This is a genomic window from Pseudomonas sp. AN-B15 (genome assembly GCF_019056475.1).
In the GTDB taxonomy this organism is placed as follows: domain Bacteria; phylum Pseudomonadota; class Gammaproteobacteria; order Pseudomonadales; family Pseudomonadaceae; genus Aquipseudomonas; species Aquipseudomonas parakoreensis.
Window position 1 is genome coordinate 4,212,346 of record NZ_CP049737.1, and the last position, 25,006, is coordinate 4,237,351.

General features: G+C 60.7%; 19 protein-coding genes. 8 read left to right on the forward strand and 11 right to left on the reverse strand.

Going from position 1 to position 25,006, the window contains the following annotated elements; genetic code table 11:
* Positions 1-145 precede the first annotated feature (145 nt).
* Entirely contained in the window at positions 146-1,222 is a 1,077-nt protein-coding gene (gene mtnA / locus GTQ41_RS18985; RefSeq protein ID WP_047295558.1) for an S-methyl-5-thioribose-1-phosphate isomerase, read from the reverse strand.
* Between the two features lie 108 nt (positions 1,223-1,330).
* On the opposite strand from mtnA, the gene GTQ41_RS18990 reads away from it, so the two are divergent.
* The 5 genes from GTQ41_RS18990 to GTQ41_RS19010 all read left to right on the forward strand — a co-directional run bounded on the left by GTQ41_RS18990 (position 1,331) and on the right by GTQ41_RS19010 (position 6,294).
* Positions 1,331-2,665 (forward strand): TRZ/ATZ family hydrolase, encoded by a 1,335-nt coding sequence (locus tag GTQ41_RS18990; protein ID WP_041069362.1) that lies wholly within the window; start codon positions 1,331-1,333, stop codon positions 2,663-2,665.
* 58 nt (positions 2,666-2,723) lie between these two features.
* Positions 2,724-3,422, forward strand: coding sequence for a bifunctional 2-polyprenyl-6-hydroxyphenol methylase/3-demethylubiquinol 3-O-methyltransferase UbiG (gene ubiG, locus GTQ41_RS18995; protein ID WP_041069358.1), 699 nt, complete (start codon positions 2,724-2,726; stop codon positions 3,420-3,422).
* A gap of 4 nt (positions 3,423-3,426) precedes the next feature.
* Positions 3,427-4,098 (forward strand): N-acetylmuramic acid 6-phosphate phosphatase MupP, encoded by a 672-nt coding sequence (mupP, locus tag GTQ41_RS19000; protein ID WP_047295560.1) that lies wholly within the window; start codon positions 3,427-3,429, stop codon positions 4,096-4,098.
* Positions 4,099-4,264: 166 nt separating this feature from the next.
* Positions 4,265-5,005 (forward strand): YciK family oxidoreductase, encoded by a 741-nt coding sequence (locus GTQ41_RS19005; protein WP_003226924.1) that lies wholly within the window; start codon positions 4,265-4,267, stop codon positions 5,003-5,005.
* A 362-nt stretch (positions 5,006-5,367) separates the two neighbouring features.
* Positions 5,368-6,294, forward strand: a complete 927-nt coding sequence (locus tag GTQ41_RS19010; RefSeq protein ID WP_047295562.1) for a GGDEF domain-containing protein — start codon at positions 5,368-5,370, stop codon at positions 6,292-6,294.
* A gap of 138 nt (positions 6,295-6,432) precedes the next feature.
* Here GTQ41_RS19010 and GTQ41_RS19015 read toward each other — a convergent pair whose 3' ends face one another.
* Together GTQ41_RS19015 and GTQ41_RS19020 are read right to left on the reverse strand one after the other, a co-directional pair.
* Entirely contained in the window at positions 6,433-7,227 is a 795-nt protein-coding gene (locus GTQ41_RS19015) for a TenA family transcriptional regulator (protein WP_047295564.1), read from the reverse strand.
* A 46-nt stretch (positions 7,228-7,273) separates the two neighbouring features.
* Entirely contained in the window at positions 7,274-9,733 is a 2,460-nt protein-coding gene (locus GTQ41_RS19020) for an EAL domain-containing protein (protein WP_047295566.1), read from the reverse strand.
* Positions 9,734-9,907: 174 nt separating this feature from the next.
* Here GTQ41_RS19020 and GTQ41_RS19025 point away from each other — a divergent pair, with 174 nt between their 5' ends.
* A complete protein-coding gene (locus tag GTQ41_RS19025) occupies positions 9,908-14,524 on the forward strand; it encodes a deaminase domain-containing protein (RefSeq protein ID WP_047295568.1) in 4,617 nt (1,538 codons plus the stop codon).
* Here GTQ41_RS19025 and GTQ41_RS19030 read toward each other — a convergent pair whose 3' ends face one another.
* The 5 genes from GTQ41_RS19030 to GTQ41_RS19050 form a co-directional block, all read right to left on the reverse strand.
* Positions 14,525-16,342 (reverse strand): ABC transporter ATP-binding protein, encoded by a 1,818-nt coding sequence (locus GTQ41_RS19030; RefSeq protein WP_047295570.1) that lies wholly within the window; start codon positions 16,340-16,342, stop codon positions 14,525-14,527. It abuts the gene before it with no gap.
* Complete coding sequence (locus GTQ41_RS19035; RefSeq protein ID WP_179295021.1) at positions 16,335-16,937, reverse strand: DsbA family protein; 603 nt, start codon at positions 16,935-16,937, stop codon at positions 16,335-16,337. Before GTQ41_RS19035 ends, GTQ41_RS19030 begins: the two co-directional genes overlap by 8 nt.
* A gap of 35 nt (positions 16,938-16,972) precedes the next feature.
* The gene (locus GTQ41_RS19040) at positions 16,973-17,914 is read right to left on the reverse strand and encodes a rhodanese-related sulfurtransferase (protein WP_047295574.1); all 942 of its coding nucleotides are present in this window, start codon (positions 17,912-17,914) and stop codon (positions 16,973-16,975) included.
* Positions 17,915-18,083: 169 nt separating this feature from the next.
* Positions 18,084-18,383, reverse strand: coding sequence for a BolA family transcriptional regulator (locus tag GTQ41_RS19045; protein ID WP_047295576.1), 300 nt, complete (start codon positions 18,381-18,383; stop codon positions 18,084-18,086).
* Positions 18,384-18,395: 12 nt separating this feature from the next.
* A complete protein-coding gene (locus tag GTQ41_RS19050) occupies positions 18,396-18,914 on the reverse strand; it encodes a DUF2059 domain-containing protein (protein WP_003226938.1) in 519 nt (172 codons plus the stop codon).
* A gap of 193 nt (positions 18,915-19,107) precedes the next feature.
* On the opposite strand from GTQ41_RS19050, the gene GTQ41_RS19055 reads away from it, so the two are divergent.
* Entirely contained in the window at positions 19,108-20,502 is a 1,395-nt protein-coding gene (locus tag GTQ41_RS19055) for a class II fumarate hydratase (protein WP_047295578.1), read from the forward strand.
* 87 nt (positions 20,503-20,589) lie between these two features.
* On the opposite strand, the gene GTQ41_RS19060 is transcribed toward GTQ41_RS19055, so the two are convergent.
* A complete protein-coding gene (locus GTQ41_RS19060; protein ID WP_047295581.1) occupies positions 20,590-21,543 on the reverse strand; it encodes a DMT family transporter in 954 nt (317 codons plus the stop codon).
* Positions 21,544-21,753: 210 nt separating this feature from the next.
* Between GTQ41_RS19060 and GTQ41_RS19065 the strand changes: the two genes are divergently transcribed.
* Positions 21,754-21,948 (forward strand): DUF6316 family protein, encoded by a 195-nt coding sequence (locus tag GTQ41_RS19065; RefSeq protein ID WP_047295583.1) that lies wholly within the window; start codon positions 21,754-21,756, stop codon positions 21,946-21,948.
* 110 nt (positions 21,949-22,058) lie between these two features.
* Here GTQ41_RS19065 and GTQ41_RS19070 read toward each other — a convergent pair whose 3' ends face one another.
* Together GTQ41_RS19070 and pap are read right to left on the reverse strand one after the other, a co-directional pair.
* On the reverse strand, positions 22,059-23,243 hold the full coding sequence (locus GTQ41_RS19070) for a thiolase family protein (protein WP_047295585.1): 1,185 nt from the start codon (positions 23,241-23,243) through the stop codon (positions 22,059-22,061).
* Positions 23,244-23,346: 103 nt separating this feature from the next.
* Entirely contained in the window at positions 23,347-24,861 is a 1,515-nt protein-coding gene (gene pap / locus GTQ41_RS19075) for a polyphosphate:AMP phosphotransferase (RefSeq protein WP_047295587.1), read from the reverse strand.
* Positions 24,862-25,006 lie beyond the last annotated feature (145 nt).

Here is a 25,006-nt window from a genome sequence, read left to right on the forward strand (position 1 = left end):
GCAGTTTTGAGGTCAGGTTTTGCGATGTTTATTGACTTTCAGGTCCCCTTCGCTGGCAAGCCAGCTCCCACAGGATCGGTGGCGAGCACAAGACCTGTGGGAGCTGGCTTGCCAGCGATGGCGTCCTTGCAGACGCCGCGACCCATCAATGCAGGCGTTTGCGGCACATCAACTGAGCCATTTTCGCCGTATCCGGCCGCTCGACGATGCCCTTTTCAGTGACGATCGCGTCGATCAGATCCGCCGGCGTCACATCGAACACCGGGTTGAACGCCTCGACGTCCGCCCCCACGCGCTTGCCACCGACCTCCAGCAACTCGGCGCCATCACGTTCCTCGATCGGGATGTCGTCGCCACTGGCCAGATGCATGTCGATGGTCGAACTCGGCGCCACCACCATGAAGCGCACGCCGTGGTGCATGGCGTTGACCGCCAGTTGGTAGGTGCCGATCTTGTTCGCCACATCGCCATTGGCAGTGATGCGGTCAGCACCGACGATCACCCAGGTCACGCCTTTGGTTTTCATGATGTGCGCGGCGGCGGAGTCGGCATTGAGCGTCACCGGAATGCCTTCGTTCGCCAGCTCCCAGGCGGTCAGGCGCGACCCCTGCAGCCACGGGCGGGTTTCATCGGCGTAGACGCGCTCTACCATGCCTTCGAGATAGGCCGCGCGAATCACCCCCAGCGCGGTACCGAAACCTCCGGTGGCCAGAGCGCCGGTATTACAGTGAGTGAGAATCGCCTGGGCGTTGCCCTGATGCTTGCGGATCAGATCGACACCGAGCTGAGCCATGGTCAGGTTGGCTTCGCGGTCGCTTTCATGAATGGCGATGGCTTCAGCTTCCAGTGCCGCCAGCGGATCGGCGTTTTCTTTCAGCCGGTCCAGGCGATCGTGCATGCGGTTCAGCGCCCAGAACAGATTGACCGCCGTCGGCCGGGAATCGGCGAGCAAGGCGAAATCCTCTTCCAGCGCCGCGTACCAGCCCCCCCCCTCAGCGATCCGTGCGCGGGCCGCAAGCACAATGCCATAGGCCGCACTGATGCCGATGGCGGGCGCGCCACGCACCACCATCGAACGAATCGCCTCAGCCACACCGGCCGCGCTGGTGTAGGCAATCCAGTTTTCCTCAAACGGCAAAATACGCTGATCCAGCAGGTGGAGCGCGCCATCTCGCCAATCGATGGCCTTTACTTTCTCCGCAGCCAACAGTCGATCGCGCATCCCTCACCCCGCACTCATGAACAAAAGCCGCCGATTATAGCGATCCCCCCGCGAAGACGCTCGGGTATACTTCGCCATCCTTTACAAAAGCACTGGAACCGACCCTCGATGCCGAAACCTGCCATTGCGCTCGACTTATTATTGCTGCCGACCTGGCTGGTACCCGTCGAACCTGCAGGCGTTGTGCTCAAGGAGCACGGCCTGGGCATCCGTGACGGTCGCATCGTGTTTATCGGCCCGCGCGCCGAAGCATTGAAGTGTAACGCCACTGAAGTCCGCGAATTGCCGGACGTGCTGCTCAGCCCGGGCCTGATCAACGCCCACGGGCATGCGGCGATGACCCTGTTCCGTGGCCTGGCCGACGATCTGCCGCTGATGACCTGGCTGGAAAACCACATCTGGCCGGCCGAAGCCAAATGGGTCGATGAAGATTTCGTCCGTGATGGCACTGACTTGGCGATTGCCGAGCAGATCAAAGGTGGCATCAGTTGCTTCTCGGACATGTACTTCTTCCCGAAAGTTGCCAGTGAGCGCGTGCACAACAGCGGCATTCGCGCACAGATCGCGATTCCGATCCTCGATTTCCCGATCCCCGGTGCCAGCAGCGCCGATGAGGCCATTCGTCAGGGCGTCGAGCTGTTCGGCGATTTGAAGCATCACGAACGGATCAAGATCACTTTCGGCCCTCATGCACCCTACACCGTGGGCGACGAGAACCTGGAAAAAATCCGCGTGATCGCCGAAGAGCTGGACGCGTCGATCCACATGCATGTCCACGAAACTGCCTTCGAAGTCCAGCAATCGCTGGAGCATCGCGGCGAGCGGCCACTGGCCCGCCTCGCTCGCCTCGGCCTGCTCGGCCCGCGCTTCCAGGCGGTGCACATGACCCAGATCAGCGATGACGATCTGGCATTGCTGGTAGAAAGCAACACCAGCGTGATCCACTGCCCGGAATCGAACCTGAAGCTGGCCAGCGGTTTCTGCCCGGTGGAGCGTCTGTGGCAGGCTGGCGTGAACGTTGCCGTCGGCACCGATGGCGCAGCGAGCAACAACGACCTCGACCTGCTCGGCGAAACCCGCACCGCCGCGCTGCTGGCCAAAGCCGTCGCCGGCTCGGCCACCGCGCTGGACGCCCATCGCGCGCTGCGCATGGCCACGCTCAACGGCGCCCGGGCTCTGGGCATTGAGGCACAGGTCGGTTCGCTGGAGATTGGCAAGGCTGCAGACATCGTCGCCTTCGACCTGTCCGGCCTGGCCCAGCAACCGGTCTATGACCCGGTGTCACAGCTTATCTATGCCACCGGCCGCGACTGCGTGAAACACCTGTGGGTCGCCGGCAAACAGTTACTCGACGACCGGCGCCTGACCCGCCTGGACGAACAACAGCTGGGCGCCACCGCCCGGGCCTGGGGCCAGCGCATCAGCGGCCACTCAGAATCGTAAACACCGCGGAGCAGACTTCGCGGCTACAGCCTTTTTCAAGTTTTTCGAGGAATAGATCATGAGCAACGTCGACCACGCCGAAATCGCCAAATTCGAAGCCCTGGCCCATCGTTGGTGGGACCGTGAAAGCGAGTTCAAACCACTGCACGACATCAATCCGCTGCGCGTCAACTGGATTGACGAGCGGGTCAATCTGGCCGGCAAGAAAGTTCTCGACGTCGGCTGCGGCGGCGGCATTCTCAGCGAAGCCATGGCCCAGCGCGGCGCCACGGTAACGGGCATCGACATGGGCGAAGCGCCGCTGGCGGTCGCGCAACTGCATCAATTGGAATCCGGGGTCAACGTCGAGTACCGGCAGATCACCGCTGAAGCCCTTGCCGAAGAAATGCCCGAGCAGTTCGACGTCGTAACCTGCCTGGAAATGCTCGAGCACGTACCGGACCCGTCGTCGGTGATCCGCGCCTGCTACCGCATGGTCAAACCGGGCGGCCAGGTGTTCTTCTCGACCATCAACCGCAACCCGAAGGCGTACCTGTTCGCCATCGTCGGTGCCGAATACATCATGAAGCTGCTGCCACGCGGCACCCACGACTTCAAGAAATTCATTCGCCCGTCCGAGCTGGGCGCCTGGAGCCGCATCGCCGGCCTGACCGTCAAGGACATCATTGGCCTGACCTACAACCCGCTGACCAAGCACTACAAGCTGGCCAACGACGTTGACGTCAACTACATGATCCAGACCCTGCGCGAGGAGTAAGCCGATGGCCATCAGAGCAGTCCTTTTCGATATGGACGGCACCCTGCTCGACACCGCGCCGGATTTCATCGCCATCTGTCAGGCGATGCGCGCGGATCGCGGCTTGCCGCCAATGAACGACAAGCACATCCGCGACGAAATTTCCGGCGGCGCCAAAGCCATGGTCGCGGTGACGTTCTCGATGGACCCGGAATCGCCGGGCTTCGAAGAACTGCGTCAGGAGTTCCTCGAACGCTATCTGGCCGGTTGCGCGGTACACAGCAAGCTGTTCGACGGCATGGGCGAGTTGCTGGCCGACATCGAGCGGGGCAACTTGATCTGGGGCGTGGTCACCAACAAACCGGTTCGGTTTGCCGAGCCGATCATGCAGCAACTGGGGCTGGCCGAGCGCTCGGCGCTGTTGATCTGCCCGGACCACGTGAAAAACAGCAAGCCGGATCCGGAGCCGCTGATCCTCGCGTGCAAGATGCTTGATCTGGATCCGTCCACCGTGCTGTTTGTGGGCGATGATCTGCGCGACATCGAATCGGGGCGCGATGCGGGCACCAAAACCGCCGCCGTGACCTATGGCTATATCCACCCGGACGACAACCCGCGGCACTGGGGCGCGGATGTGGTGGTGGATCATCCGCTGGAACTGCGCAAGGTCATCGACAACGCGCTGTGCAGCTGCTGAAAACGGCCGTTGTGGCGAGGGGATTTATCCCCGATGGGATGCGAAGCAGCCCGCGCACTTTCAGGTCGATTCGATAGACAGGTTTCACGACTGCTTCGCAGCCGGTCGGGGATAAATCCCCTCACCACAGGGAAGCAGGTCTTCATGAATGGATTGTGAGGTTTTTATGTTTGATTACACCGCCCGTCCCGAATTGCTCAAGGACCGGGTCATTCTGGTCACCGGTGCCGGCCGTGGCATCGGCGCGGCGGCTGCCAAAACCTACGCCGCCCATGGCGCCACCGTGCTGTTGCTGGGCAAGACCGAAGCCAATCTGACGCAGGTCTACGACGAAATCGAAGCCGCCGGCCATCCACAACCGGCGGTGATCCCGTTCAACCTCGAGACCGCCCTGCCCCATCAATACGATGAGCTGGCGGCGATGATCGAAACCGAGTTCGGCCATCTCGATGGCCTGCTGCACAACGCCTCGATCATTGGGCCGCGTACGCCGATCGAGCAACTGTCCGGCGAAAACTTCATGCGCGTCATGCAGGTCAACGTCAACGCCATGTTCATGCTCACCAGCACCTTGCTGCCGCTGCTCAAGCTGTCGCAGGATGCCTCGGTGGTGTTCACCTCCAGCAGCGTCGGACGCAAGGGCCGGGCCTACTGGGGCGCCTACGGTGTGTCGAAGTTTGCCACCGAAGGCCTGATGCAGACGCTGGCCGACGAAGTCGATGGCGTAGCACCCGTGCGTTCCAACAGCATCAACCCGGGCGGCACGCGTACCAGCATGCGCGCACAGGCCTATCCAGGGGAAAACCCGCTGAACAATCCGACCCCGGAAGAGATCATGCCGGTGTACCTGTACCTGATGGGCCCGGACAGCACGGGCATCAATGGCCAGGCATTCAACGCGCAATAAGTGCCATACGTCGCTTTTGTTGCCGTGGCGGATTACCGTCGCGGCACACCTTTGCCGCTTTTCGCCGTCACATTCCAGTCAAATATCTGCCACCCCCGCCCAAAGCAAAATGCCATCCCGTTGATTCATAACGTTTTTAATTATCGTGAACCGAATGGCACGACTTTCGCTCTAAATCTCCTCAAAGCACGCCGTGTGAAGGCACTGGGGCAAGGGCGATTTCGATAGCTGACTAATCGTCATCCGGCAGACTAAACTTACGCCAAATGTCCTACGGGACTGATGGATCAGTATGACGCGCAGCCCATAGCCGCTCTCACCCAGCCTGTAAGACAGACTTACTGCTTAGGGGCTCACGCCATATGAAATCACCTTCCCAGACCAATGCAATTGACTTTGACAGTGCCAAATTGCAACGCCTGGGCTTTGGTCAGCTGCCTCCGCTTCTGGAACGCCCGGCCAGCCTCGCGCAACTGCGCCAGCAAATGAGCCTGCAACTGCAAACCAGTCTTGAGCCGCAACGAATCCTCGGTCTGTTTTTTCGCGAAGTTCAGCGCCTGGTGCCGCTGGATGCCTTGAGTTACGTGCATTCAGGCAGCGACCTGCGTCTGGAATTCGGTGCGCGCGGTCACCATTCCGTCAGCTATAGCCTCAGCCACGAAGGCGAGCACTTGGGCGAACTGGTGTTTCGCCGCAACCAGCGCTTCAGCGAGCAGGATCAGGGCAACCTCGAATCGCTGCTGTCGTCGCTGTTGTTCCCGATGCGCAACGCCCTGCTCTACCGCGCTGCGACGCAAAGTGCGCTGCGCGACCCGCTGACCGGAACCGGCAACCGGATCGCCATGGAGCAGACCCTGCAGCGCGAGATCGACATGTCACGTCGGCACCTGCAACCACTATCGGTTCTCATGCTCGACATCGACCACTTCAAACGGGTCAACGACAGCCACGGCCACAGCGCCGGCGATGACGTGCTCAAAGCGGTGGCAGCCTCGATCAAGAGCCAGTTGCGCAACGTCGACATGGTGTTTCGCTATGGCGGGGAAGAGTTTCTGATCCTGCTGTCGAACACCGGCCGGGAAGCGGCGCAAATGGTTGGCGAGCGTTTGCGCCATGCCGCGCAGGCTGAGGAATACTTCGTCGACGGCCGGTTGATCGACCTGACCGTGAGCCTTGGCTGTTCGACTCTTCTACCGGGGGAATCGGCCGACAGTCTGCTGCGCCGGGCGGACAGTGCGCTGTATGTAGCCAAGCGCGAAGGGCGTAATCGGTTGGCGATGGCGGGCTGAATACTCTCAGACAGCACACAGCAGTGTGGGAGTGAGCCTGCTCGCGAAAGCGGTGAATCAGTCAAAACCGTGCTGACTGAAGCGCCGTCTTCGCGAGCAGGCTCGCTCCCACATTTCTGCTACATCTCAGACCTTGAATCAGCTCTCTGCCAACGCCAGACGTTCACGACCGTGGATCGCGCGCTCCGTGGTTTCCAGCTGCATGCAGCGCTCAAGGAACAGGTACATGTAGTCGTAGCTCTTGCACACGGCCTGGCGCAGCTCGGTCTGCAATGCCTGGCTCGGGTTCATCCCCGCCAGCGTGCAGATGATTTCCAGCGCTTCCCATGGATGGGCGTCGTCGTATTGGGCATGCATCTTCAGCCATTTCATCGCGCGCTTGCGGTCTTCTTCCGGGAACGCCGCAGCGTACACGCCAGTGGAACACACCAGCGCCGACCACTCCCCGGTCGCGCCCTCGATGGCGTAGTTGGTGGCGGCGATGGCGACGATCAGCGAATCCGCCGAACTCGTATGCCAGCACCAGTGACTCAGCGCATGCAGTTCCGGCGGCACTTGCTGAGCCTGAAGATCCTCAAGGCTGACGCCGTGCGCGCGGCTCCAGTTCAGCCAGTAATCGGCATGATTGAGTTCAACACGGATGTTCCGCATCAGCCAGCGGCGCGCCATGTCCTCCCCAGGATGGCGGGCAAACCTGGTCTTGGTCAGGTTCTGCGCCATATACAACGCAAACTGTTCAACGACCGGCCAGCCCCCGATCAGGTACTGGCGCATGGTCCTGGCGCTGAGCTTGTTATCGCGCATGCGCTGGTACAGTTCATGTTCGACAACCCGGCGCTTGCTCTCGCTGCAATCCGTAATGAGCTGTTGCGCCCAGGCGGGATAACTTGCAGCTTCCATGAGTGGTCCGGTTCGGTTGAATGTGTCGATCACTGTTCGGCTCCTTTTGATTTGTGATTGTAAGGATCGGCAAGAGATTTCAACGGAACGTGCCAGGCGCCTTGAATAACAACGGCTGCGGTCTGGCGGGCCGACTTTGCAAACTGTCGCAGGTAAACAACTGCGGGCGTTCGATGACGTAACCCTGAGCGTAATCCACCCCGATTTCAAGCAATGCCTGCTCGATCTGGGTTGTTTCTACAAACTCGGCAATTGTCTGCTTACCCATGACATGCCCGATGTGATTGATCACTTCGACCATTGCGCGGTTAATCGGGTCGTCCAGCATATCCTTTACGAAACTTCCGTCGATCTTCAGGAAGTCTACAGGCAAATGTTTCAGATAAGCGAATGAAGACATTCCGGCGCAAAAATCATCAAGCGAGAAGTAACATCCTAAGCCTTTGAGTTCATTAATAAATCTAATTGCACTCCCGAGATTGGCAATTGCACTGGTTTCGGTAATTTCAAAACAAATCATTTCAGGAGGTATGGCGTAGTTAACAAACTGTTCACGCAGAAAGTGCAAAAACGCGTCATCTCCGATAGTAATGCCTGAAAGATTAATCGCACACATTGCCAAAGGCTCTTCATGTTGTTCGGCAATACATTGGGCAATGACTTTAAAAACATTTTCTACAACCCAGCGGTCCAGTTGACTCATCAGACCATAACGTTCGGCCGCCGGAATGAAACTGTCCGGCAGGATCATTCGTCCGGCCTCGTCGTGCAGACGCAAGAGTATCTCGATGTGCCCGCCGCCATCAGTTGCGGGGCCCAGTGGCGCGATTTCCTGGGCGTAAAGGCAAAAGCGGTCTTCTTCCAGAGCCATGTGCAGGCGCTGCACCCAGGCCATTTCGCCGAAGCGCAGAGACAGTTCGGAGTCGTCTGCGTGATAAACCTGCACCCGGTTACGGCCCTTTTCCTTGGCCATGTAGCAAGCCATGTCAGCCGCGCGCAATGAGGCTTCCAGAGTGGTCGGGGTCTGGGCGATGTGCACCAGACCGATACTCACCGTGGTCAGAAACGGTCGCCCCTTCCACACGAAGTGCAGGTTCTGCACAGTCTGACGCAAGCTCTCGGCAATTTTCTCGGCAGCGTCCGGGGCGCAGTTCTCCAGCAGGATGCCGAACTCGTCGCCGCCCAGCCGTGCCAGGGTGTCGCTCTCGCGCAAGCCCGATTGCAACAGCGCGCAGATGTGCCGCAGCAACTCATCGCCTGCGGCATGGCCGCAGGTGTCGTTGACCAGTTTGAACTGGTCCAGATCAAGGAACATCAGCGCATGCCGACCGGGCTGGCGCGTCAGGTTGTGCAGGGCTTGCTCCAGGCGATATTCGAATTCGCGGCGGTTGGCCAGACCGGTCAAGGCATCGTGGGTCGCCTGCCACGACAGGTTGGCGATGTATTGCCGCTCCTGAGTCATGTCATGCAGCACCAACACCGTGCCACTGACTTTCTCGGCATTGCGGATCGGTGCGCCCACCAGCGTCACGGAAACCGTGCTGCCGTCCAGGCGCTGAATCAGTTTGGAATGTTCGCTGCCGCCGACCAGTTGCCCGCTCAGGATATGCTCGATCAGCGTCAGTCCTTCTGCCTGCGCGTTGTCGTCCAGCAGATTAAACAGCGCGGCCAGAGGCAGCCCCGCCGCATGCTCGGACTTCCAGTGCGTCATGGCTTCTGCCGCAGGATTCATGTAATCGATCGCACCGTTGACGTCGGTGGTGATGACCCCGTCGCCAATCGATTGCAGGGTGATGTGCGCCCGGTCCTTCTCCAACTGCAGCGCCTGGGCAAAAGCATGGCGCTGCTTGAGCAGTTTGTGGGTGCGCAACAGTGCCAGCATGATCAACCCCAGCGCCGTGGCCAGGTTGGTGAACAGCAGCAGGCGCAGGATCATCCGCGAGCCCTCGCCCAAGGCATCGCTGAAAGCCTTGGCCGCCGGCGTTACACCGTCGTTGATGGCAAAGATCTGCGCTTTCCAGTGCTGGATGTCAGCCGGCGTCGCGACATTCTCGCTGATGCCCTGATGCATCTCGCGCGCGACATTGTCCAGTTGCACCAGATAGGCATCGCCGATGGTCCAGCGGTCGATCGCTGTTTCCAGATAACTGAAATGACGGAAATTGAGGTACAGCCAGATCAGGCTCGAAACGTCATCGGGATGGTTGCCACCCTTGAGAATCCCCTCCCGCGCCGCCTGCAGATCCGGTGGTTGACGATCCAGCGCCAGACGCAACTGGTGACCGCCCTGAGGCACCGCAATCGCGTCCTTGTACTTGAGGAAGATCGCCTCGTCACGGCTGTCGGCATACAGGTTCAAATAATAGATGGCGTCCTTCTGGCCCTTGGACCAGAGACTTTCACCGGCAACGTAGCCCCGCACGGCCGACAGGACGTAGAGACTCACGCCCCCCAATAACGCCTGAAATAACACGACGGCAATAAATGGCCAGACGATGCCCAACAACCGTGGCGTTCCGAGTGTCCTTTTTTGCTTCATGAGGTCCTTTGCGTACGTACTGCCATCATCAAGGGGAGACCGCTAAAGCCAGACTAGGGGGCGTTACCCCTTCCGGCAAGCCAGGAAGCGTGCAACCGACCATACATATGTACCGCACCGAAGGTGCGCGATGCTTCGACACTGACGGCTTTCAATCATCCAGAGCCATCTTCCATGCAGTCACTTTCAACCGCGCTGCAACGCCATACTGCCCAACAGAGCGAATACCGCGCAATGATCACTGCCCTGCGCGCGGTCCTCGACGCTTCGACTCCACTGGAGTCCTACTACCTGGCGCCCCAGGCCCATTCACGCCTGGGCGCAGCGCAAGACCAGGCGCAAAACATGCTGCAGACGCTGTTCGAAAACAGCGGCGAACCACAATTGACCGCGTACCTGCAGACATCCAGAGGATCACTGCTGCAAGTCGACGCCACGGCTGATCAATGCAGCTTCTCCTTCAACCGTCGCGATGGCAGCGTCGACCGGTATGTCATCGACAGCGTCAGCCGCGCCTCCAGCAGCGTTCAAGCGTTTCAGCAAGCGTTGCTGAGTATAGGCGCACACCTGCGTTCCGACAGGCTGCTACCGCTGTCACAACTGCTGCGTGAGTCCGGGTTCACATTTGCGGATGCACCGGACGCCGCAGCACTGACCCGGCTGATCGGCAAAGTCGAAGAACAGTGCGCCAGCCACCGGCTGAGTCTGCGACCTCTCTCGACGCTTACGGTAATGATGAGCGACGAGGACAAAGCCGCGGCTCACGATGTGATTGGCGCCTGGCTCATCGGTAAATCCCTGTCGGCCATCGACAGTCTGGCCAGCGAAGTCACGCCTCCTTTTACCCTCCAGCAACTGGAGCAGCAGCCCGCCACCTGCCTGGAGCGCTTGCTCGACACCCCGCAGGCCCATGACCTGGGCTTGCGCTTGCTGCAAAAGCTGCAATGGTACGGTGCCCGTCCCGATGAACTGACCGTCCCCGATATCGGCCTGCGTTTACTGCTCGAAGCGTTATGCCTGTGGTACGAACTGCCCGGCAACCACAGCTCGACCGAAGTGGCCGGTTTTGCGCTCGAACAACGCGCTCACTACGGAGCCGGCTACGCCACCATTCGCCGGGACTTTCTACAGCATCTGGAGGATTCTGACCGAACCTCGACGACGATCGAAAAACACCTGCTGGGATGGGTCTGTCTGGCGCAATTCGGACCGGAATTTCAAGTCCGCGACATCCCTGACGACCTGCCTTACGCCAGCTCGGTGGTCTGGGTCAATTTCGTGCATGGCGTGCACCTCGCTCATGCCCTTGATCCAGGGTTGCTGGAGTATTTGAGCTTCCAGCAACTGGTGGATCTGCCGCTGCACAAAAGTCAAAACGCCAGCAGCGACCTGCAAACCCTGATCGCCATGACCCGAGCGGCTGCCGCACGTACCTGGACCGCAGCCACCGGAGCGTTGGCTGTCGCGAGCGAAGCCTCCGACGGTCAGGCGCCGCTGCACGCTCTGGAAGACCACGAGAAACAACTGAACGCGGCGATCCTGCAACTGGACACCGAGCCGCCACGCAGACTCACTCTGGCACAACAAGAACTGGACAAGGCACTGGCCAACGATCTGTACGATCACACGACGATTCGCCTCAAACGCTACCATCACTCAGCGCGCAACCGTACCCGACGCAACATTATCGATACCGAAGATGTGGCATTGCATACCTGGCCGCTGCTGGAGGTCTATGCCTCTGGCGGGCTGAACAACGACACGCGCTGGTACGTCAGCAGCGATGGCCGCAACGCCAGCGAATGGATCAGCCTGAATCCGCAAGGCAGGCTGCAAAGTGGTTTTGTCGACACCGAATATCGGGGCCGACGCCTTTCACGCTTCCCGAGCAATTGCACCCTGCCCGAGATCAAGACAGAGTTTGACCGGCAGTTCGACGACTATCTGAGCAAGACCCGCGAAGCCTATGAATATTTGATCAAGTCATTATTGGTCACGCTACCGTGGGCTGAACGCCGGGCACTGGAGCACGGCGAAGTGAGGATTCACAGCCTCAGGGATCAGACGCGGCACATCGAGGCACACCTGGAAACAGCGGAAAATATCCTGCCACGTCGGGCACGCATGGGTTTCGTCCTGCAGGTGACGTATCAGGGCCCGTCCCGCTTCTACGAATGCCTGCCGCGCGCCGGCATCATTCGCCACCGTGCAGATCTGGACGGTACCCATATTGGCGGTCTGTTAATGCCACCACTTGCCCCTAAACGTGGACGCACCAAGGCCCAGCGCATCACTCGCATCATCGCCCGCCGCCTGCCATTTGATCGACAAGCACACTGGAACGGTTCGTCCCCCGCCCCCGACGCCAGGTGCATCGCCATCCTCGAACCACTGGGTAAGCCGCTCCCGGTTTCGATGATCCCGGCGGCCCATCACGACAGTTCGCCGAACCTGAGCTTTACTTCGCCACGCACTGCGCAAATCGCTTCATTCATCGCGACGCAGCTGTTCTATGTCGACGAGCAGGCGCTGCGCAGCGACGCCTGGGGAAAAACCCGCTTCGAACAAGACACCAGCAAAACGCACTGGATTCATGCCCTCAAGGGCTTTATTCCGTTCTGGGGCAGTATCGAAGACCTGCAATCGGACAGTCCGGAGAAACGCGCACTGGGCGTACTCGGCCTGTTCCTCGATATCGTCTCGTTCGCGATTCCCTTGGGCAAGTTTGTCGCCGGCAGCATCCGTCTTGCAGCCGTGGCAGGAAGAATGGCGATTCGCGTCGCACTGCCACGCATGGCGCAATTGTCGAAGAACCTGCTGGTTTCGAGCTTGAGAAACCTCAATCCGCTGGACGCTGTGCCTGCCTTGCTCAAGCTCGGAGGCCGAGGCGTGATCGGCGCCGTGCGGGCCGTGGCGCATCTGGAACACCGCGCCGTGGCGCGTCTGAAGAGACTGGCCGGCAGAAGCGCTGACTATGACGTGATACGCAGCCTGCCCCAGGCGCTGGATGCCGGTCGGTGGAAAGCGCTGAACCCTGCCGATCAATTGGCGGTGGTCAGGGGCATTGACGACGTACCGGTACGCAACGTCGGCGGTTCCCGGTATCACCTGCTCGATCCGCTGTCCGACCGCCCTTACGGGCCTCAGTTACTCGCACACGAACACGATTTTTCGCTGGGGCGTTCGCATTACAGCGTCGTGAAAAAAACCGATAATCAAGTCGATATCGAGCTGGCGCCCGATAAGCGCATCGAACTCATGCCCGAGGCTGGCGGACGCACCACCGTATTGATCGATGATGTGCCCTATCGACTCGACGGCGATGAACTGCGCCGGGTCGATCTGCTCGATGACAGTCAGCACTGGACACTGCTGCCATGCCGGGTCCGTCGTGCACCGGGCGCGAGCGACTGCCGCGTCAGCTACATCACCGCAGAACCCGCCCCGATCCCCGCCCTCGGCACGATCGACAGGGAAAAGGGTTACGCGCCGTGGTTTGGCGAGCGGATTTCGGAGCCCGCCGCCCTGCCCCGGCAAAAAGGAACGTTCCTGGCGGTCGATGCCAGGCTTTATCAAATCATTGATAACCGCCCGCGATTGTTCACCGGCGACCTGCATCGCCTGGGCTTCAATCAGGGCAAGCTGATGCCAAGACAGCAGATTCAAGCCACGCTGCAGTTTCGCAAAGGTATTTATGCCCGGATAAAAACCGGCGGTACCTACGACGGGATTAATGATTCACATCAGGTCGGCGCAGTGCTGCTGCCGGCCATCGACGACTCGGCCACCCATGTATTTTTCCGGGTCAACAACCATGAGTACTACCTCGCCACTTTCGCCAAAGGCAAAGTCCCCGGCAGGCAGCTGACATTCAAACGCCTGGCCCCCGCCGAACTGGTCGACGGCAGCCTCGGTGCGGAACTGCTGACCGTCTACACCGGCTCGCTGCACGCCAACAACATCGTACGCATCCATGGCCTCGAATCGGTGCAGCGCGCGATGCAGACCATGGAGCAGATCGCGATTCCCATCGGCACCACGGCCAGTCCGGCCAACCATCTGAAATGGCTGAAAGTCGACACCAGTCCGGGCGAGGCGCTGATGTTTGATCACTCGACCCGGATGATCGTCACCCGCCTGCCCGAAGGCGCCGTCACGTGGGCGCGCAGCAAGGAAGCGCCGGAAGCCTTGCGGCAGAAAACCGCAGAGATTTTCGACACGTTGTTCCTGTCACCGACGATCAACCCGGCCAACAACAACGCAGCACTGCGTATCGACAGTGCCATGCAGAAACTGCACAACCTGTTGCCTGTGCGTGAACGGCCACTCAACGCCCGTAACATCGCCTACGCCGAAGTCACCACGGCCAGCGGTAAACGGGAAGTCTACATCAGCGTCTCCGGCGCTCAGGGCAGCACCCAGCGCCTGCCGCTGTTTCGCCACATGGGCGCCAATCATGTACGGATCGGCAACACCACTTACATCAATATCGACTACAACCCGGCCTTCCCGCGCACCTCGCTGGAGGTGACCGAGCAAGGGCAATTACTGGCCGTGCCGCTGACCATCAAGGATCTGAAAACCTATCAGCCAACGCAGACCAGCCGGCCGACCTCGCTGGACAGCGAAAGCAAACTGATCAGCGTGCTGCGCGAGAAATACCCCGATCCGAAGGAGATCCGCTCGGTCGACATCGCGACAACCATGCGCCCGTGCGAATCCTGTTCGGTGGTGATGAAGCAGTTCGGCCATGATGGCGGCGAGACAGCGTTGCAGGTGCTGTGGGGCTGATTACAGACGCTGCAAGTGGCCGTAGAGCTTGGCGTAGAGGCCGCCATCGGCGATCAGTTGCTGGTGGTCGCCATCCTCGGCCACTTGCCCGCCATCGAACACCAGCACCCGATCCGCCTGCTTCACCGCCGACAGGCGATGGGCAATGATCAGCGTGGTGCGGCCGCTGAGAAAGCGCGCCATGGCCTGATGCAGGTTGTATTCGGTAGCGGCATCGAGGGCCGAGGTGGCTTCGTCGAGGATCACCACTTTCGGCTCGGCGAGGATCATCCGCGCAATCGCCAGACGCTGGCGCTGACCGCCGGACAGGCGCACGCCGGAACGTCCAACGATACTGTCCAGGCCATCCGGCAAGGCGCGGATGGTCGCCTCCAGCTGGGCGATTTCCAGTGCCTGCCAGCAGGCTTCGTCGCTGCGGGTGCGGCCCATGGTCAGATTGGCGCGCACGGTGTCGTTGAACAGTGCCGGGTGCTGCAGCACCACCGCGACGTTTTCGCGAATCAGTTCCAGGCCGATTTCCTGCTGGGTCGAACCGCCGAAACGAATGGTGCCGGACAACGGCGTGTACAACCCGAGCAGCAACTGCACCAGCGTGCTCTTGCCGCCGCCACTGGCACCGACAATCGCGACTTTTTCACCGGGAGCAATGGACAGGTTCATCTGATCCACCACCAGTTCATCGCCGTAACCGAAGCTCAGCCCCTGCACCTCGATGCCCACGGTTTCACGGCCCTTGAACGGGTCGACGCCGCCCGGGTACTGCGGCTCGTCAGCCCGCGCCAGCAGTTCGTTGATCCGCGCCAGCGCGCCGCCCGCCGCGTAGTAGGCGTATTGCAGATTGAGCAGTTGCTCGACCGGGCCGATCATGAACCACAGGTAACTGAACACCGCGAGCATCTGCCCGATCGACAGGTCGGAGAACAGCACCGTGAGCATCGCTGCCGCGCGGAAGATGTCGATGCCGAACTGGAACAGCAGACCACTGGCGCGGTTCGACGCATCGGTCTTCCACTGCGAATTGACCGCATAGTTACGCACTTCCTGCGCGCGCAAGCCGAGTCGTCCGAGGAAGAAGCCCTGACGGTTGCCGGCGCGCACCTCCTGGATCGCATCGAGGGTTTCGCTCAAGGCCTGAGTGAAACGCGAGGTGCTGTCGTTCTCCAGTTTCTTCAGGTGCTTGACCCGCTTGCCCAGTTGCACCGTGGCGTAGATCACCAACGGGTTGAACAGCAGGATCAGCAGCGCCAGTTTCCAGTGCATCCACATCAGAATGCTGGCGGTGCCAACCAGGGTCAGCATCGCCACCAGAAACCGGCTGAGGGTTTCGCCGACGAATTTGTCGAGAGTGTCCAGATCGGTGACCAGATGCGTGGTCACGGTGCCGCTGCCGAGGCTTTCATATTCGCCGAGGGAAATCCTTTTCAGGCGCTCGATCAGGCGCACGCGAATGCGGTAGACGATGTCTTTCGCCAGCCGGGCAAACAGCCGCGCCTGCAACACGCCAAAACACAAGGCGCTGCAACGCAGCGTCAGGGTGACCAGCAGCATCAGGCCGATATAACCCGCCGCCTGCTGCCACATCGACGGCAACACATGGTTCATGACTTTCAGCGCGGCATCGCCATGCCCGAGCAGAACCTCGTCCACCAGCAACGGCAACAGCAACGGAATCGGCACGCTGCACAGCGTCGCCAGCACGGCCACGCCGTTGGCGATCCACAGAGACTTTTTGTGATGCAGTGCCAGGCGCCGGACTTCTGCCCAGCTCAGCCGGTCGACACGCTTTACGGCTGGCGTGTCATCGGCCCGGTCAGGCACAGGCTGCGCGCTCCAGCCAGCGGCCGAGCAATGGCGACAGCTCACTGAGCGGTTGATAGCCGTTGGTCAGCAAGGCCAGTTGGCCATTGCGTTCGGCGAGCAGGGTCGGGAATCCGGCAATGCCCAGATCCTGCACCCAAGTGAAATCCGCCTGAGTCGCTTTGTGTTGGTCGGCATGATCAAACAAGGCAGCAAATTCGATGCGCGGCACGCCAGCCTTTTCAGCCAGCTCCACCAGCACACTGGCCTGGGTGACATCGCGACCTTCAGCGTAAAACGCCTGCTGGATCAGGCCGACCAGCGTCCAAGCGCAATCCGGTGCCAGGCTGCGCGCGGTAACGATCGCGCGGCAGGCCGGCTCGGTGTCGTAGACAAAACCGTCGGGCAAGGCGCCGTCGAACTTGAACGGCTGCCCGGTGGCCTCGGTGACCGCCTGCCAATGCTCAAGGATGTAGCGCCGCGTGGTCGGCTCCAGCGCCGCACCGCTGCCGGTGCGCAAGCCGCCGACCACCAGATGCAGCTCCACTCCCGCTGCCTGCGCCTGCTCGACCAATGCCTTGGCGACCGGAGCGAACCCCCAGCACCAGGAACACATCGGATCCATCACATAGAGCAGGCGCGCAGTCATGATCAGGCCTCGGTGGATGCTTGTTTATAGTTGTAGCCGATCGGGTGCGGCATGTTGCGCGCCTTGGCCAGTTCGATCTGCTTCTGCCGATCGATGGCGCTGCGGCGGGTTTTCTCGCTCAGCTTGTCCCAGCAATGCGGGCAGCTGATACCGGCCACGTAATGTTCGGAGGCACGATCTTCAACACTGACCGGTGTGCGGCAGGCATGGCATTGATCGTAGTCGCCTTCGCTGAGGTCGTGACGCACGGTCACGCGGTTGTCGAAGACGAAGCAGTCGCCCTGCCACTTGGTTTCTTCCTGCGGCACTTCTTCGAGGTACTTCAGGATACCGCCCTTGAGGTGGTAAACCTCTTCGAAACCCTCGCCCAACATGTAGCTGGAGGCTTTTTCGCAGCGAATGCCGCCGGTGCAGAACATCGCGACTTTCTTGTGCACGGCCGGGTCGAAGTGCTCTTTGATGTAGTCGGGGAATTGACGAAAACTGGTGGTTTTCGGATCGATGGCGCCTTCGAAGGTGCCGATTGCCACTTCGTAGTCGTTGCGGGTGTCGATCAGCAGCACTTGCGGGTCGCTGATCAGCGCGTTCCAGTCCTGCGGCTCGACGTAAGTGCCGACCTTCTTGTTCGGGTCCACGCCTTCGACGCCGAGGGTAACGATCTCTTTCTTCAGCTTGACCTTGGTGCGGTAGAACGGCTGCTCGTCGCAGTACGACTCTTTGTGGTCGATGTCGATCATGCGCGGGTCGTTCTTCAGCCAGGCGAGCAGGCCATCGATGCCTTCGCGGCTGCCGGACACGGTGCCGTTGATGCCTTCTTCGGCGATCAGCAGCGTGCCTTTGATGCCGTTGTCGACCATCGCCTTGAGCAGTGGCTCGCGCAGGTCAACGTAATCTTCGAGGGTGACGAACTTATACAGTGCCGCCACGACAATCGGTTGTGTCATGGGTATTTCTCCAGGTGGCTACCCTCGCAAAGGGTGAACCGGATTCAAAAAAAACGCGCCGGCTGAGCGGCGCGTTGCGGATTCTAGCAAAAAAGATCGCTGCCTGCGGCAGCTCCTACAGGGAACTCAATCCAGTGTAGGAGCTGCCGCAGGCTGCGATCTTTTGATCTTAATGTTTGCTACCGCCGGCACAGGTCGGCGACGCCGGAGCGGCGCCGACCTGTGCCCATTCCTGCGGGGTGTAGGTGTGCAGCGCCAACGCATGGAACTCGCCCATCAGCTCGCCGAGCGTGCCGTAGACTTTCTGGTGGCGCTTGACCCGGTTCAGGCCTTCGAACTGCGCGCTGACCACCACCGCCTTGAAGTGGGTCTGCAACCCGCGACTGTGCATGTGGCTTTCGTCCAGCACCTGCAAATGTTCAGGCTGAAGCAGAGCCAGCGTCGATTCGATGCGTTGTTGCATGCTCATCACGAACTCCGCTTACTTCTTCTTGGCCGGCGCAGCGCCTTTCGGTGCCAGCTCGTTGGTCATGTCGTCGAGCAGCTTGTTGACGACTGGCACGGCGCTTTCCAGTTTGGCCTGAGTCATCTGGGCCGATTGCTGGGTCAGCTGCGGCATTTTTTCCAGGACTTTCTTGCCCAGTGGCGACTGATAGAACGCAACCAGGTCTTTCAGCTCCGATTCGCTGAAATTGCTGGTGTAGAGCTTGACCATGTCAGGCTTGAGCTTGTTCCAGCCGATGGCCTGGTCCAGCGCGGCGTTGGCCTTGGCCTGGTAGGTTTCCAGTACGGCTTTCTTGGATTCCGGGGCTTTGGTCTGTTCAAAACGCTGAGCGAACATTTGCTGCACTTGCATGTACACCGGAGTGCCCAGCTTGTCAGCGTGCGCCAGGGTCAGGAAAGCTTCAGCACTGGCGTTGTGGCTGGCGGTATCGGCAAGCACCTGGCCGCTGGCGCAAACCAGTGCAACCGCGGTGCAGATGGCACGAAGACGAGTCATCGAGTTTCCTTTTCAGCTAGGCGAGGTCAAACCCCAAGGGCGACCATTCTGCGCCTAAAAAACCTCGTGGCTCAACCCCCGGGCCTTGCCGTGCTTGATTGGCGGGGTTTTGCCGGTCAACAATCGGTTCGAGGGAACCACCTGGGCCTGACCGGGCCTAAACTGCGCAAACAGACCAACAGGAGTGTGCACGATGAGCCGTATCGAAACCGACAGCCTGGGCCAGATCGAAGTCCCGGACGACGCCTACTGGGGTGCTCAGACGCAACGCTCGCTGATCAACTTCGCCATTGGTCAGGAACGCATGCCGCTGCCGGTATTGCACGCGCTGGCCCTGATCAAGAAAGCCGCCGCCCGGGTCAACGACCGCAACGGCGACCTGCCCGCCGACATCGCCCGCCTGATCGAACAGGCCGCCGACGAAGTCCTCGACGGCCAGCACGACGACCAGTTTCCGCTGGTGGTCTGGCAGACCGGCAGCGGCACCCAGAGCAACATGAACGTCAACGAAGTGATCGCCGGCCGGGCCAACGAACTGGCCGGCAACCCGCGCGGCGGCAAGACGCCGGTGCACCCCAACGATCACGTCAACCGCTCGCAAAGCTCCAACGATTGCTTCCCCACCGCCATGAGCATCGCCACGGCCAAAGCCGTGCAGGAGCAATTGCTGCCCGCGATTGCGGAGCTATCCGGCGGTCTGGCCGAACTGGCGGCGCGCCACATGAAACTGGTGAAGACCGGCCGTACGCACATGATGGACGCGACGCCGATCACCTTCGGTCAGGAGTTGTCCGGGTTCATAGCGCAGCTGGATTACGCCGAGCGAGCGATCCGAGCGGCACTGCCGGCGGTGTGCGAACTGGCGCAGGGTGGCACTGCCGTCGGCACCGGCCTGAATTCGCCGCACGGTTTTGGCGAAGCGATTGCCGCCGAGCTTGCCGCACTGTCCGGCCTGCCGTTCGTCACCGCGCCGAACAAATTTGCCGCGCTGGCCGGGCATGAGCCGCTGACCAGTCTGTCCGGTGCTCTGAAGACCCTCGCCGTGGCGCTGATGAAAATCGCCAACGACTTGCGCCTGCTCGGCTCAGGCCCCCGCGCCGGATTGGCCGAAGTGAAATTGCCGGCCAACGAACCGGGCAGCTCGATCATGCCCGGCAAGGTCAACCCGACTCAGTGCGAAGCGCTGTCGATGCTCGCCTGCCAGGTATTGGGCAACGATGTCACCATCGGCATCGCGGCGAGTCAGGGTCACCTGCAATTGAACGTATACAAACCGGTGATCATCCATAACGTGTTGCAATCCATCCGCCTGCTCGCCGACGGCTGCAGCAACTTCCAGCAGCACTGCATCGCCGGGCTGGAGCCGGATGCGCAGATCATGGCGCAGCACCTGGAACGTGGCCTGATGCTGGTGACCGCGTTGAACCCGCACATCGGCTACGACAAGTCGGCAGAAATCGCCAAGAAGGCTTACGGCGAAGGCCTGACCTTGCGTGAGGCGGCACTGCAGCTGGGCTATCTGACCGATGAGGAGTTCGATGCCTGGGTGCGGCCGGAGAACATGATCGAGGCTGGCGCCAAGGGCTAACAGCAAAAAGATCGCAGCCTGCGGCAGCTCCTACAGGGGAACGCATTCCAACTGTAGGAGCTGCCGCAGGCTGCGATCTTTTGCTTTTCAGGCCACCCGCATGCGCCGCGCTTTCAGCCCGGCAATCAACGACGGCCCCAGCGCCACCAGCGCCGACCCCAACACCACCAGCACCGCCCCGCCATAGCCCAGACCGTTGATCTGCTCGGCATGCACATAGTCCGGCCACACCGCGGCGGCAATCGCCACCGCGCCAAAGGTCACCAATGGCGTGATCGCCAGCGTCGCACTGACGCGCGACGCCTCCCAATGCGCCAGTGCTTCAGCAAATGCACCGTAGGCAATCAGCGTGTTCATGCAGCAAGCCAGCAGCAGCCAGCCCTGCAACGGGCTCAATTCCAGCGCTTTGAGCGGATGCACCCAAGGCGTCAGCAACAAAGCGCAGAACAGGTAAATCACCATCATCACCTGCAACGAATTCCATACTGTGAGCAATTGCTTCTGACCCAGCGCGTAGAAGGTCCAGACCGTCGAGGCCAACAGCACCAGCAACACGCCGGCGGTGTAGTCCGACAACGACGTCAGCAACTCGGCCAGACGCTGATTGAAAAACAGCACGAAGCCGATCAGCAGCACCGCCAGGCCAATGCCCTGACCGATGCTGAAGCGCTCCTTGAACACAAACAGGCTGGCGATCAGCAACATGATCGGCCCCATCTGCACCACCAGTTGCGCGGTACCGGGGCTGAGCAGATTGAGCCCCATCAGGTACAGCACGTAGTTGCCCACCAGCCCGAGCACCGCCATTAATACCAGCCAGCCGCCCCGGGGGCCGAGGACCTTGCGGCTCGGCAGACGCTTGACCGACGCCAGATAAATAAACAGGCAACCACCGGAGACCAACAGACGAAACCAGGTCACGGTGATCGGGTCCATCACCTGCAACACCTGTTTGAGCTTGATTGGCAGAATGCCCCACAAGAACGCCGTCAACAGCGCCAGGAACAGACCGTAGACCCAGCGACCGGATGAAATGTGCATGCGAACCCCAATGCCTGCTGACGAGAGCGGTCATTCTAGGCCCGCGCGCAGGCGCAACACAGGGACAGTTCGGGCCAGGCCGCGAATGCAACTGTGCAGGTCGCAGCATTAAATTGACGCTTTGCCGTTGATCGGCTGGCCGGGCGCACCAAGTGCTTCAGGCATAAGCTCATTGGATCCCTTTCAGCGCATCAACCAAGGAGGCCGATCATGTATGGAATGCGCACCCAAGACAGCGCCCCCGCCACCCACTTTCGCAGTGAGCGGATGTGCCGGGTCAATGGCGAACTGTTTTTCTGCACGCGGGAGAACACCCTTGAAGGGCCGTTCGCTTCCCCGGAGAAGGCGGAGCAGGAAATAAAAGCGTATATCGCGCGGATGCAGCTTCTGGATTCCAACCAGTAAATCCGGTCGATCTCTTCGCGAGCAGGCTCGCTCCCACAGGTGAATGCATTCCAATGTGGGAGCGAGCCTGCTCGCGAAAGCGGTAGATCAACCACCCCACCTTCCAGGGTTCAGCGCACCGCCTCAAACAACCCCGTCGCCCCCATCCCGCCCCCCACGCACATGGTCACGATGCCGTAACGCAGATTGCGCCGTTGCAACTCACGCACCAGATGTCCGACCTGCCGCGAGCCGGTCATGCCGAACGGGTGGCCGATGGAAATCGAGCCGCCGTTGACGTTGTATTTTTCGTTGTCGAGCTCCAGACGGTCGCGGGCATACAGGCACTGTGAAGCAAACGCCTCGTTCAGTTCCCACAGATCGATATCGGCCACTTGCAGGCCCTTGGCCTTGAGCAGTTTCGGCACCGAGAACACCGGGCCGATGCCCATTTCGTCCGGCTCGCAACCGGCCACGGTGAAGCCGCGGAAAAACGCCTTCGGCTTGAGCCCCAGTTGCAGGGCTTTTTCCAGGCTCATCACCAGCGTCATCGACGCGCCGTCAGACAACTGCGACGAGTTGCCGGCGGTGACCGAGCCGTCTTCGGCAAACACCGGCTTCAGTCCGGCGAGGCTGTCATAGGTGCTGTCCGGGCGGTTGCAGTCGTCGCGATCGACGATGCCGTCGAGGATCTGCACCTCGCCGCTGTTCTTGTCCTCGACCCGGTACTTGACCGCCATCGGCACAATTTCGTCATCGAACAGCCCGGCCGCCTGAGCCTGGGCGGTGCGCAACTGGCTTTGCAGCGCATAGCGATCCTGCGCCTCGCGACTCACGTCATAACGACGCGCCACCACTTCAGCGGTCTGCCCCATGGTGTAGTAGATGCCCGGCACCTGCTGCTTGAGCAGCGGATTGATCAGGTGATCGGTGTTGACGCTTTTCAGGGTCAGGCTGATCGACTCGACGCCACCGGCGACGATAATGTCACTGCAACCGGAAGCAATCTGGTTGGCGGCAATCGCAATCGCCTGCAAACCCGAGGAGCAAAAACGGTTGAGGGTCATGCCGGCCACATGGGTGCCCAGCCGCGAGAGCACCGCCACGTTGCGACCGATGTTGTAACCCTGCGCACCCTCGTTGGAGCCAGCGCCGACAATGCAGTCCTCGACGCTGGCCGGGTCGATGTCGTTGCGCGACAGCAGCGCGTTGACGCAATGGGCCGCCATGTCGTCGGGGCGGGTCTGGTTGAACTTGCCGCGAAAGGACTTGGCCAGGCCGGTCCGCACGCTGTCGACGATCACCACTTCACGCATGGCATACCTCAATTGTTGTTGTCGGAGGAGAGTCAATCGAGGATAAGTCCACCCCGCCGCCGACCGCGACAATCATTCACCCCGCGTATGCGTGCCCATCGCCTCAGTCCTTGTGTTTTTTCGCGCGCTTGTCGGACTTCTCGAACGCCTCTTCGAGCGCGCGGTTGATCGTGCGCAGCACCTTGACCCGCGCCCAGCGTTTGTCATTGGCCTCGACCAGTGTCCACGGCGAAATCTCGGTGCTGGTGCGGTCGACCATGTCGCCCACGGCGGCGCGGTAGGCGTCCCACTTGTCGCGGTTGCGCCAGTCGTCCTCGGTGATCTTGAAGCGCTTGAACGGGATCTGCTCGCGAGCCTGGAAGCGCTCAATCTGCGTGTCCTTGTCGATCGCCAGCCAGAACTTGACGACGATGACCCCGGCGTCGGCGATCTGTTCTTCGAAGTCATTGATCTCGCTGTAGGCGCGCAGCCAGTCGGCCGGGCTGCAAAAGCCTTCGACTCGCTCCACCAGCACCCGGCCATACCAGGAGCGATCAAACACGGTGAACTTGCCGCGTGCCGGCAAATGTCGCCAGAAGCGCCACAGATACGGCTGCGCGCGCTCCTCTTCGGTCGGCGCAGCAATCGGCACGATGCTGTACTGACGCGGATCGAGCGCCGCCGCCACCCGGCGAATCGCCCCGCCCTTGCCCGCCGCATCATTGCCTTCGAACACCGCCACCAACGCATGGCGACGCATGCGCTTGTCACGCATCAACCCGGACAGCCGCGCCTGCTCGGTGATCAGTTGTTCTTCGTAATCTTTCTTTTCCAGCTGCTGGTTCAGGTCGAGGCTGTCGAGCAGGTTGAGTTCGTCGACGGCAGTGCCCAAGGGGGCGGCGTTGACCTCTTCGGTATGCACCTCAGGACGCTTGAGCGCATTCTGCAAGCCCTCCAGCAGGATCTTGCCCACCGCGAGGCTGCGGTAGTTGGCGTCCATGCCTTCGATGATGTGCCAGGGCGCGTAGTCGCGGCTGGTGCGGCGCAACACGCGCTCGCCGTATTTGACGAACTTGTCGTAGGTCTGCGATTGCTGCCAGTCCAGCGGGCTGATGCGCCAGCTGTGCAGCGGGTCGTCGGCCAGCGCCTTGAGGCGGGCCTTCATCTGTTTCTTGGACAGGTGAAACCAGAACTTGAAGATCAGCGCGCCTTCATCGCAGAGCATCTTTTCCAGACGCTCGGCGGCGTTGATCGCCTGATCCAGACGCGGATCTTTGAACAAACCATGGACTCGCCCCTGAAGCATCTGGCTGTACCAGTTGCCGAAGAACACGCCCATCCGTCCCTTGGCCGGGAGCATCCGCCAGTAACGCCACGCCGGTGGCCGTGCCAGTTCTTCATCGGTTTGCTGATCGAAAGTACGCACCTCGATCAGACGCGGATCCATCCACTCGTTGAGCAACTTGACGGTCTCGCCCTTGCCGGCGCCCTCGATGCCGTTGATCAGAATGATCACCGGGAAGCGCTTCTGCTGCTGCAATTCGAACTGCGCTTCCAGCAGTGCTTCACGCAAGGCAGGCACAGCCGCGTCGTAAGTCTCTTTGTCGATGGCATGGCCGATTTCGGCGGATTCAAACATGGGCACGGCTCCTTCCAGGATTCAGCAAGACTAGCGGATTGGGCATGGGTACGACGGAGAAATTCCGCTCCTTTTGGCTTCAAGAAAAACTCTGTGGTGAGGGGATTTATCCCCGATGGGCAGCGCAGCGGCCCCAAAGCCATTC

Excerpts from the sequence above, each read along its gene's own strand:
- mtnA (WP_047295558.1), bottom strand. The coding sequence starts at position 1,222 with ATGCGCGATCGACTGTTGGCTGCGGAGAAAGTAAAGGCCATCGATTGG.
- GTQ41_RS18990 (WP_041069362.1), top strand. The coding sequence starts at position 1,331 with ATGCCGAAACCTGCCATTGCGCTCGACTTATTATTGCTGCCGACCTGG.
- ubiG (WP_041069358.1), top strand. The coding sequence starts at position 2,724 with ATGAGCAACGTCGACCACGCCGAAATCGCCAAATTCGAAGCCCTGGCC.
- mupP (WP_047295560.1), top strand. The coding sequence starts at position 3,427 with ATGGCCATCAGAGCAGTCCTTTTCGATATGGACGGCACCCTGCTCGAC.
- GTQ41_RS19005 (WP_003226924.1), top strand. The coding sequence starts at position 4,265 with ATGTTTGATTACACCGCCCGTCCCGAATTGCTCAAGGACCGGGTCATT.
- GTQ41_RS19010 (WP_047295562.1), top strand. The coding sequence starts at position 5,368 with ATGAAATCACCTTCCCAGACCAATGCAATTGACTTTGACAGTGCCAAA.
- GTQ41_RS19020 (WP_047295566.1), bottom strand. The coding sequence starts at position 9,733 with ATGAAGCAAAAAAGGACACTCGGAACGCCACGGTTGTTGGGCATCGTC.
- GTQ41_RS19025 (WP_047295568.1), top strand. The coding sequence starts at position 9,908 with ATGCAGTCACTTTCAACCGCGCTGCAACGCCATACTGCCCAACAGAGC.
- GTQ41_RS19035 (WP_179295021.1), bottom strand. The coding sequence starts at position 16,937 with ATGTGTTCCTGGTGCTGGGGGTTCGCTCCGGTCGCCAAGGCATTGGTC.
- GTQ41_RS19040 (WP_047295574.1), bottom strand. The coding sequence starts at position 17,914 with ATGACACAACCGATTGTCGTGGCGGCACTGTATAAGTTCGTCACCCTC.
- GTQ41_RS19045 (WP_047295576.1), bottom strand. The coding sequence starts at position 18,383 with ATGAGCATGCAACAACGCATCGAATCGACGCTGGCTCTGCTTCAGCCT.
- GTQ41_RS19050 (WP_003226938.1), bottom strand. The coding sequence starts at position 18,914 with ATGACTCGTCTTCGTGCCATCTGCACCGCGGTTGCACTGGTTTGCGCC.
- GTQ41_RS19055 (WP_047295578.1), top strand. The coding sequence starts at position 19,108 with ATGAGCCGTATCGAAACCGACAGCCTGGGCCAGATCGAAGTCCCGGAC.
- GTQ41_RS19060 (WP_047295581.1), bottom strand. The coding sequence starts at position 21,543 with ATGCACATTTCATCCGGTCGCTGGGTCTACGGTCTGTTCCTGGCGCTG.
- GTQ41_RS19065 (WP_047295583.1), top strand. The coding sequence starts at position 21,754 with ATGTATGGAATGCGCACCCAAGACAGCGCCCCCGCCACCCACTTTCGC.
- GTQ41_RS19070 (WP_047295585.1), bottom strand. The coding sequence starts at position 23,243 with ATGCGTGAAGTGGTGATCGTCGACAGCGTGCGGACCGGCCTGGCCAAG.
- pap (WP_047295587.1), bottom strand. The coding sequence starts at position 24,861 with ATGTTTGAATCCGCCGAAATCGGCCATGCCATCGACAAAGAGACTTAC.